Raw genomic sequence first — 8,255 nt, 5'->3', positions numbered from 1 at the left:
GACTACATCGAGTTCTTCTACAACCCGCAGCGCAAACACGTTAGGAACGGCATGCTGTCACCGATCGCCTTCGAACAGCAGCAAAAACTGAAACTGCGAGGCGTCTAGGAAACTAGGGGCGATTCAGGTGATGGAAGATTACCTGTCCCTGCGCTTGTCTTTACGCGCGCATCCTGTGGAACTCTTGCGGCCACGCCTGCCCGAAAGCCTGCCGCATGACCGGCTGTCGCAGGCCAAAGGCCGGGTCACGGTCGCCGGGCTGGTCATCACCCGCCAGCGTCCCGGCACCGCCTCGGGCGTGATCTTCCTGACGCTCGAGGATGAAACCGGCGTGTCGAACGTGGTGGTCTGGTCGCGCGTCTACGAAGCCTTCCGCCGCGCGGTGATCGCGGGGCGCCTGCTGCGCGTCACGGGGCGGATCGAACGCGACGGGCAGGTGGTGCACCTGATTGCAGAGGGGGTCGAAGACATCTCAAGCTGCCTCGCCACTCTCGGCCACGCCCGCCCGGCGCACACCGCTGCAGCCCGTCCTGCCGCAAGCCCGCCGCATCCGCGCAAATTCCATCCTCGCGAACAGGCCAAGGTGCTGTTCCCCAGTCGCGACTTCCATTGAGGGCGCTCCTCGTGCCGGAACGGCTCGATGAGCCTCAGCGGGTGTGGAAGAACTTGCCCGCAGGCGAGAGGGTGAAGATCTCGCAGCCGGCCGCGGTAACGCCGATGGAGTGCTCGAACTGCGCCGAGAGCGATTTGTCGCGAGTAACGGCAGTCCAGTCATCGGCGAGCGTCTTGGTCTCGGGCCGGCCGAGGTTCACCATCGGTTCGATGGTGAAGAACATGCCCTCCTCCAGCACCGCTCCCTTGCCGGGGCGGCCGTAGTGCAGGACGTTCGGCGGGGCGTGGAACACCCGGCCCAGGCCATGGCCGCAGAAATCGCGCACCACCGACATGCGATTGGCCTCGACATAGGCCTGAATGGCATAGCCGATGTCACCAAAGGTATTGCCCGGCTTCACCGCCTGGATACCCCGCATCAGGCTTTCGTGGGTCACCTCGATCAGCCGTTCGGCCTTGCGGGGCGCGGTGCCGGCCACGTACATCCGGCTGGTGTCGCCGAACCAGCCGTCGACGATCACCGTGACGTCGATGTTCAGGATGTCGCCGTCGGCCAGCACCTTGGCGCCCGGAATGCCGTGGCAGACCACATGGTTGACCGAGATGCAGGAGGCGTGCTGGTAACCCTTGTAGCCGATGGTCGCCGAGACGACGCCGCGCCGGGCGATTTCCTCGCGGATGAAATCGTCAAGCGCCGCAGTGGTCACGCCCGGCACCACCAGCGGCCCCAGCATGTCGAGGATTTCCGCCGCCACGCGGCCGGCGGTGCGCATGCCTGCGAAATCCGCATCTTCATAGATGCGGATGCCATCCTTCGTCACACGGCCTCGGGTCTGGTCCACGGGCATTCCTCCGGTTTTGCGCCTAGATAGGCCAAGCGGGGCAGCTTTTCCAGAGGGGTTTGCCTGCGCGTCCGGCGCAGCTATACCGGGTGGGCAACTGGAGAGCTGCCATGACCAATCCTACGGCTGCCATGCTGGTGATCGGCGACGAGATCCTGTCGGGGCGCACCCGCGACAGCAACATGCATTATCTGGCGGGCGAGTTGACGCGGATCGGTATCCGTCTGGCCGAAGTGCGGGTGGTGCCCGATGATTCCGCGGCCATCGTTGCGGGGGTGAATGCGCTGCGCACCGCCTATGATACGGTGTTCACCTCGGGTGGCATTGGCCCGACGCATGACGACATCACCGCCGATTCGATTGCTGCCGCCTTTGGCGTACCGATCAGCCACCGTGCCGACGCCATGGCGCTTCTGGCCGCGCATTACGACCGGCAGGGCCTGCCCTTCAACGAAGCCCGCCAGCGCATGGCGCGCATTCCCGAAGGCGCGCGCCTGATCGACAATCCGGTGTCGATTGCTCCGGGGTTCTCGCTTGGCAATGTGCATGTCATGGCCGGGGTGCCGACGATCTTTCAGGCCATGGTGGCGAGTGTGCTGCCCGGGTTGACCGGGGGACCACCGCTGCTCAGCCAGACCTTGCGCGTGATGCGGGGCGAGGGCGAGATCGCCGCGGACTTTGGCGCATTGGCCGCTGCCTTCCCCGAGCTGCAGATGGGAAGCTATCCCTTCAGCCTGAACGGCGCCTATGGCACCAATCTGGTGATCCGCGGCACCGATCCGGCGCGGCTTGACGCGGCGATGACCCGGCTCTGCAGGTTGTTCGCATGAGTGTTGATCCCGCAATCCTTGCAGAGGTGATGGAAGCCACATGGCCCCCGGCGGCCCGGCAGGCCTGTGGCCCCTTTATGCTCCGCGACGGGCGGGGCGGCGGCAAGCGGGTGTCGGCGGCGACGGTGGAGGGCCCCTGGACCGCCGGCGATCTGGTGCGGGCCGAGGCGGCGATGGATGCGCCGCTGTTCCTGATCCGCGCCGGAGATGAGGTGCTGGATGCCGCCTTGGCGGAGCGGGGGTACCGCTCCATCGACCCGGTCACGGCCTATGCTGCCCCGGTCGATGCCCTCGCAGGGGATGGACCCGCGCGCATGACCACCTTCCCGCATTGGCCGCCGATGCAGATCGCGCGCGCGCTTTGGGCCGACGCGGGGATCGGTCCGGCCCGGCTGGCGGTGATGGAGCGAGCCGAGGGTGCAAAGGCTGTCATTCTGGGCCGCGCCAATGACCGCGCTTCGGGCGTGGCCTTTGTGGCCTGCCACGGGCGGCATGCTATGCTGCACGCGCTGGAGGTCATACCTGCGCTGCGTCGGCAGGGTTCCGCGCAGAATATCCTGCGCGCCGCAGCAATCTGGGCGAAAGGCGAAGGGGCTGATACGCTCTCGGTGGTGGTGACGGTCGCCAACGCCCCGGCGCGCGCGCTTTATGCCGCGATGGGCATGGTTGAGGTGGGGGCCTATCACTATCGCCAAAGGTAGCGAGAACAAAGGCATCCGATGAGACACAGCTTCTTCCCTTCGCCGGTGGCGCTGGCTGTGGTTCTGGCGCTGGGCTGCGCGCCTGCTGCCCGCGCACTGGAGCTGGCCTTTCCCGGGCCTGCCGAAAAGACGGCGGAGCGGGCAGAGGCCTTTGGCAGCCTGCGCCTGCCGATGGGGCCTTTTGCGGCGGGAAGCCTGCCCACCCAGCTTGCCGAGGGGGCGCTGTCGATCACCGCCTTTCGGCTGGGGCTGGACCAGATCTCGACTCTGGAGGTGATGCAGGGTCTGCAGGACCAGATCACGGCGGCGAAATTCGAGGTCCTGTTCACCTGCGAGACCGAGGCCTGCGGCGGCTATGACTTTCGCTATGGCGCCGAGGTTCTGCCCGAACCTGACATGCATGTGAACCTTGGCGACTTCCGCTATCTGCTGGCAAGATCGGCAAACGGTGCTTTCGTGGCACTTCTGGTCAGCCGGACCGGGACGACAGGCTTTGTGCAGGTGACGCGGCTGGGCAAGGCGGTGCCGGTGCGGGCGGCCAGCACCTCGGTCGCGCGCGCGCCGGCTGCCGAACCCGAGGCCACGCGCGCGGATCAGACCGGCAAGGATCAGACCGGCAAGGATCTGATCGCCGGGGTCGAGGCCGGGCGGGCCATGGTGCTGGAGGATCTGGTCTTTGCCTCGGGGTCTTCGGCCCTGGTGGCCGGAGACTACAGCTCGCTTCTCTCGCTGGCTGGCTGGCTTCAGGCCAATCCGGCCCGCAGGGTCGTTCTGGTCGGACATACGGATGCGTCCGGCACATTGGACGGCAATATCAGGCTGTCCCGCCTGCGCGCGGAAAGCGTGCGGCAAGAACTGCTTTATGCGCACAGGATTTCACCTGACCAGATCGAGGCCGAAGGCGTTGGCTTCCTGTCGCCACGCGCGGGCAATCAGACCGAAGCGGGGCGACAGAAAAACAGAAGGGTCGAGGTCATGGCGACCTCGACCGATCTGCTCGCACCTTAGCCGGTCCGGGCAGGCCCCACCCTGCCCGAATGGCTCACCAAAGGTCGGGGCCCTTGTCCATGTAACGGCGGGCAAGGAAATCAATGAAGGCGCGCACCTTGGGCTGGGTGAACCGGCCCGGCGGATAGACTGCGTAGATGCCGAGGGTTTCGACCGGCAGGCCGGGGATGGCCTCTTCCACCAGACCGCCCTTCATCGCATCGGCGTAAAGGAACGAGGGCAGATAGGCGATGCCAAGGCCCGAAACCGCGGCGTTCAAGAGCGACTGACCATCGTTCACCGTCAGCCAGCCGGCGGTGCGGACCTGCCGCTTTTCGCCCGAGGGCGCCGTCAGCTTCCAGACATTGCCATTGGCCTGATTGGAATAGTGCAGCAGCTTGTGGTCGTTCAGATCGTCGATCTTCAGCGGCCGGCCGAATTTCTGGAAATAGGACGGCGAGGCGATCATGCGCTTGGTGGTCTCGGTCAGCTTGCGGGCGCGCAGGGAGCTGTCTTCGAGTTCCCCAACCCGAATGGCCAGATCGAACCCTTCGCTGATGAGTTCCACATAGCGGTTGTTCAGCACCATGTTCACGGTGATGTCGGGGTATTCCAGCAGGAAATCCCCCAGAATGGGCGACAAGAGGTTCACCCCGAAATCGGTCGCCACCGACACCCGCAGTAGGCCCGAGGGCGCGGATTGCATCGAGGTGACCAGCGCATCGGCCTCGCCCGCGTCATTCAGCACGCGGCGGGCCCGGTCATAATAGGCAAGGCCGATCTCGGTTGGCGAGACGCGGCGGGTGGTGCGGTTCAGAAGGCGCGCACCAAGACGGGCTTCCAGGGCAGAGACGTGTTTCGAAACGGCAGATTTCGAAATCCCCATCTTCTTGGCAGCATCCGTGAAGCCGCCCTGGTCCACGACCGTGGCGAAGGCTTCCATTTCGGTTAGTCGGTCCATTGTTTTCCCCAAGCGAGCAGAGTGGGCAGATGAACCGTTATTGGCCTTCAATTCGGGCAGGATCGGGGCGCAGTTGCGTTCTATCCGGGGTAATTGCGCGAATCGTTCCGCAGCCGGAAACGAAACGCAGCGGGCCGCCAACCTGCGGGTCTTTGGGCGGCCTCAGATCCGGAAACGCTCTGGCGGCAGGCGCAGGATCAGGTTGGGGTCGGGGCAGACCGATTGCCAGACATCCCAGAGGCTTTCATGGCCGACGCCAAAGAAATTGCCGCCGGTCTGGTCCAGCATGTCGGTCATGATCTGGAAATGGAGATGCGCAGCCCAGCCGCCGTTTTCATGCCAATCGCCCAGATGGGCGATCAGCTGACCGGGCGACACGCTGTCGCCGACGCGCAGAAGGCCGGGCAAGGTGCCGGCGAGATGGCCATAGAGCGTGTGGAAGCGAAGGCCTTCCGCCTCATGCTCAAGAATGAGCGTATGGCCGTAATCCAGCGGATCGGCGTTATGGGTCACGAAGGCCACCTGGCCGGGCAGCGGCGCATGGACAGCGGTCATCGCCGGGGCAAAGACATCAATCCCGAGGTGGAAGGTGCGGCGTTCGGGGCTGGCGCTGTCGGCGAACTGATCGGTGGCATAGACCGACCGCTTCTCGCCATAGGCGCCAAGGCCGTAAGGCACACCCTTGGCGGCAAACCAGCCATCGAAGGCGCGATCCGAGAAGGCGGGCATGTCGGGATGCTCACCCCGGGTCAGAAGGGCGAGGCTGGGGCCCTTGGCGATTTCCGGCAGGAACAGCGGCGCGGGAGTGGCCTTGGCCAGCCACGCGCGCAGGGCCGTTTCGCCCGCTGCGGCCGGCAGGCCCTTTCCCGCGCGGATCACGGCGCGCAACAGGCCCTGATCCACGCCCATCAGGCGGAGCGCCTCCGGCTCCGGTGCAGCCCGCAGCACCTCGTCCAGTGTCAGGTCCGGCAGAGCGGCGGCCAGCGCACGCAGGGCGGCATAAAGGTCGGTCTTGCAGGAAAGGGCGGTGGCAATGGCTTGGGCGCGGGGCATCGGGGTCTCCGTTTCGGCCTTGCATGGCATGACAAGGGGCGGCGGCGCAACGGTTGGCGAAATCAGCTTGTCGCCGGCTTGCCGCAGCACGGCCACAAGGCTAGCGTCGGCGCACCACTGGGAACCCGCGCGGGAGTCTGCGGGCAAGGGTGGGAAGGGCGAGAGATGAAACAACCATTTGCGCTGCCGGTTCTGGCCGCGATCCTGCTGGCATCCTGTGTCGGAGGCGCCGGGTTCGGGGGCTCGTCGGCAAGGCCGGTCCTGAACGGCGCGCTGAACGTCGGTGTCCCGGCGGGATATTGCGTCGATCCCGAAGCCAGCGGCGAGGCCGAAGATACTGCGATCATCCTGATGGGGCGGTGCAGCAACCAGGCCGCGGTGAAGCCCGCGGTGGTGACGCTTGCAATCGGGCAGGCCGGCTCTGCCGGGGTCATGGCCGCCGGTGGCGCGGAACTTGCAGGCTTTTTCACCTCGCCGCAGGGGCGGGCGACGCTGGCCCCGACCGGCCGGGCCAGTGATGTGCGCGTCGTGACCGCGCTTTCGGCGGGCGATGCCTTTCTGATGCGGGTGCAGGAGGCTGGAGAGCCCAGCTATTGGCGCGCGGTTCTGGGGCTGAAAGGGCGGCTTGTCACCATGTCGGTGAAAGGCGGACCGCAGGAGGCGCTTGCCCCGGAGGACGGTCGCGTCATCATGGACAAGGCCCTGGCGGCGTTGAATCGTGCCAACCCTGCCTGAAGGGCCGCGGCGCATATTCCCGTGGACCGGATCAGGGCAACTCTTTAACCATTTCAACCGATAAACGAATCGTTTCCATACGGGCAACAGTGCTGGAAAACGAGGAAATCTGGGGCAGAACAGGCAGCAATGGCCGGCGTCGTTACAAAGTTTCTCGACAGGGTGATGCACACGCGGGTGTTGCGCCGCTGGGGGCAGGCGGCGGACGGGGCGGCGGGCACCGATCTGGAAAGCCTGCGGTCCTTGCGCGCCCGCGCCCGGGCGCTGCGCCGCAACCTTGACCGGGTGATCCACGAGGCCGAGCATCGCCTTGCGCTGCCGGTGATCGGCTCGAACATCATCCGCAAGCCGCTGGGCACCGATTGGGCCTGGCGGCCGGACCTGTGGAAGGGCGCCATTCCGGTTCCGGGGTTCTCCAGCGTGCCGACCAAGGCCGAAGTCTATCCCGGTGCCACGATCTTCCACGACTGCCGCCGCAGCGAACTGACCGTCCGTCAGATCCGCAACACCCGTGAAGCCGACATCGCGCCCTTCGGCTTTCGCATGGACGTGTTCCGCTTCGATGGCTCGTTCCTGTCGCTGGTCATCGACCTGCCGGACGAGGCGGCGCGGGGATTGCGGCAAAAGCACCTGATCCGCATGGATGTGATCGTGGAAATGGAAAAGCCGCTGGAAATCTTTGCCCGGCTGAACATCAAGCATGGCCCGAACGTCGAACAGATCGTGCGGGAACTGCCGCTGAACGAAGAAGAGGTGATGGTGGAATTCGACCTTGCCTATTCCAAGATGAACGAAAAGCGGGTGGAGCGGCTGTGGGTCGACCTGATCTTCGAAGGGCCGGAAATGAACCAGGTGATTCTGCGCGACGTCACCTTCTCGCGCCGGCCGCGCGCGGAACTGTGAGGGCTAGATGAGCGATTTCACCCTGACCAAAACCCGCATCCGCGCCGGCATCTGGGAAGGTGTGGTGTCGGGCAGCGACACGGCCCCGGCGCTTGCCGTGCTGCATCTGGAGAAGCCGGTGACAGGGGTGGCCGTGACGGCGGTGGCCGACCGGCCCGGCGACTGGCTGGTGCAGGTGCCGATCCCGGCGGAGCTTTTGAGCGAGGGGGTCCAGACCTTTCTTATCACCGAGGCCGGGACGGGCGAGAAGCTGCAGCATTTCACCGTGATCACCGGGGTCGCCATGGAAGATGACATGCGGGCCGAGGTCGATCTGCTGCGGGCCGAACTCGACATGCTGAAACGGGCCTTCCGGCGGCATTGTCTGGAAACCGTGGGCTGACCGCCACGCTTCGGGGAGGGGGCGGGGCGCTTTTCGTCGCGGGAAGATGGGGGTTTTCCACCCCCACGCGGGCTTGGATCAAGCCCGCTTCCCCCGGAGGATATTTCGGCCAGTATGAAAGACCTAGCTGTGAAGTCTCAGGAGGTTGTTCACCCGGAACGGGGTTAGGCTGCAATCGCCAAACTCCAGCCCAGGACCTCGCAGGATGAACAACCCACACCAGAATGCTCGTCTGACCTTGCACAGTCG

The 8,255-nt window shown here is 65.5% G+C and carries 9 protein-coding genes and 1 pseudogene; 7 read left to right on the top strand and 3 right to left on the bottom strand.

Going from position 1 to position 8,255, the window contains the following annotated elements; all coding sequences use genetic code 11:
* Positions 1–124 precede the first annotated feature (124 nt).
* Positions 125–613 (top strand): annotated as a pseudogene (locus G4Z14_RS18595) (OB-fold nucleic acid binding domain-containing protein); the annotation flags it as partial.
* Between the two features lie 34 nt (positions 614–647).
* On the opposite strand, the gene map reads toward G4Z14_RS18595, so the two are convergent.
* Entirely contained in the window at positions 648–1,460 is an 813-nt protein-coding gene (map, locus tag G4Z14_RS18590) for a type I methionyl aminopeptidase (RefSeq protein WP_227751872.1), read from the bottom strand.
* A 104-nt stretch (positions 1,461–1,564) separates the two neighbouring features.
* On the opposite strand from map, the gene G4Z14_RS18585 reads away from it, so the two are divergent.
* From G4Z14_RS18585 to G4Z14_RS18575, 3 genes are read left to right on the top strand one after another with little or no spacing between them, the layout of a single operon-like run.
* Positions 1,565–2,284, top strand: a complete 720-nt coding sequence (locus G4Z14_RS18585; RefSeq protein WP_164628446.1) for a competence/damage-inducible protein A — start codon at positions 1,565–1,567, stop codon at positions 2,282–2,284.
* On the top strand, positions 2,281–2,985 hold the full coding sequence (locus G4Z14_RS18580) for a GNAT family N-acetyltransferase (protein WP_164628443.1): 705 nt from the start codon (positions 2,281–2,283) through the stop codon (positions 2,983–2,985). The genes G4Z14_RS18585 and G4Z14_RS18580 overlap by 4 nt, the downstream gene beginning before the upstream one ends.
* Positions 2,986–3,003: 18 nt before the next feature.
* On the top strand, positions 3,004–3,993 hold the full coding sequence (locus G4Z14_RS18575; protein WP_164628441.1) for an OmpA family protein: 990 nt from the start codon (positions 3,004–3,006) through the stop codon (positions 3,991–3,993).
* Between the two features lie 34 nt (positions 3,994–4,027).
* Here the strand turns inward: G4Z14_RS18575 and G4Z14_RS18570 are convergent, their stop codons facing one another.
* Both G4Z14_RS18570 and G4Z14_RS18565 read right to left on the bottom strand, forming a co-directional pair.
* Positions 4,028–4,933 carry a LysR family transcriptional regulator gene (locus G4Z14_RS18570; RefSeq protein WP_164628439.1) on the bottom strand — a complete coding sequence of 302 codons (906 nt, stop codon included), beginning with the start codon at positions 4,931–4,933 and terminating at the stop codon, positions 4,028–4,030.
* 162 nt (positions 4,934–5,095) lie between these two features.
* Positions 5,096–5,986, bottom strand: coding sequence for a peptidoglycan DD-metalloendopeptidase family protein (locus tag G4Z14_RS18565; RefSeq protein WP_164628437.1), 891 nt, complete (start codon positions 5,984–5,986; stop codon positions 5,096–5,098).
* Between the two features lie 165 nt (positions 5,987–6,151).
* Here G4Z14_RS18565 and G4Z14_RS18560 point away from each other — a divergent pair, with 165 nt between their 5' ends.
* The 3 genes from G4Z14_RS18560 (at position 6,152) to G4Z14_RS18550 (ending at position 8,006) form a co-directional block, all read left to right on the top strand.
* Complete coding sequence (locus tag G4Z14_RS18560; protein ID WP_164628436.1) at positions 6,152–6,721, top strand: hypothetical protein; 570 nt, start codon at positions 6,152–6,154, stop codon at positions 6,719–6,721.
* A gap of 129 nt (positions 6,722–6,850) precedes the next feature.
* Entirely contained in the window at positions 6,851–7,624 is a 774-nt protein-coding gene (locus G4Z14_RS18555; protein ID WP_164628434.1) for a DUF6478 family protein, read from the top strand.
* 7 nt (positions 7,625–7,631) lie between these two features.
* Positions 7,632–8,006 (top strand): hypothetical protein, encoded by a 375-nt coding sequence (locus tag G4Z14_RS18550; RefSeq protein WP_164628432.1) that lies wholly within the window; start codon positions 7,632–7,634, stop codon positions 8,004–8,006.
* Positions 8,007–8,255: the final 249 nt, after the last annotated feature.

This window comes from Tabrizicola oligotrophica, from assembly GCF_011008935.1.
Classification (GTDB): Bacteria; Pseudomonadota; Alphaproteobacteria; order Rhodobacterales; family Rhodobacteraceae; genus Tabrizicola_A; species Tabrizicola_A oligotrophica.
Note: the sequence above shows the minus strand (reverse complement) of the source record. Positions and strands in the feature narration are given on the sequence as shown.

Bases quoted from the DNA above. Each gene is read 5' to 3' on its own strand.
- map (WP_227751872.1), bottom strand. From the start codon at position 1,460: ATGCCCGTGGACCAGACCCGAGGCCGTGTGACGAAGGATGGCATCCGC.
- G4Z14_RS18585 (WP_164628446.1), top strand. From the start codon at position 1,565: ATGACCAATCCTACGGCTGCCATGCTGGTGATCGGCGACGAGATCCTG.
- G4Z14_RS18580 (WP_164628443.1), top strand. From the start codon at position 2,281: ATGAGTGTTGATCCCGCAATCCTTGCAGAGGTGATGGAAGCCACATGG.
- G4Z14_RS18575 (WP_164628441.1), top strand. From the start codon at position 3,004: ATGAGACACAGCTTCTTCCCTTCGCCGGTGGCGCTGGCTGTGGTTCTG.
- G4Z14_RS18570 (WP_164628439.1), bottom strand. From the start codon at position 4,933: ATGGACCGACTAACCGAAATGGAAGCCTTCGCCACGGTCGTGGACCAG.
- G4Z14_RS18565 (WP_164628437.1), bottom strand. From the start codon at position 5,986: ATGCCCCGCGCCCAAGCCATTGCCACCGCCCTTTCCTGCAAGACCGAC.
- G4Z14_RS18560 (WP_164628436.1), top strand. From the start codon at position 6,152: ATGAAACAACCATTTGCGCTGCCGGTTCTGGCCGCGATCCTGCTGGCA.
- G4Z14_RS18555 (WP_164628434.1), top strand. From the start codon at position 6,851: ATGGCCGGCGTCGTTACAAAGTTTCTCGACAGGGTGATGCACACGCGG.
- G4Z14_RS18550 (WP_164628432.1), top strand. From the start codon at position 7,632: ATGAGCGATTTCACCCTGACCAAAACCCGCATCCGCGCCGGCATCTGG.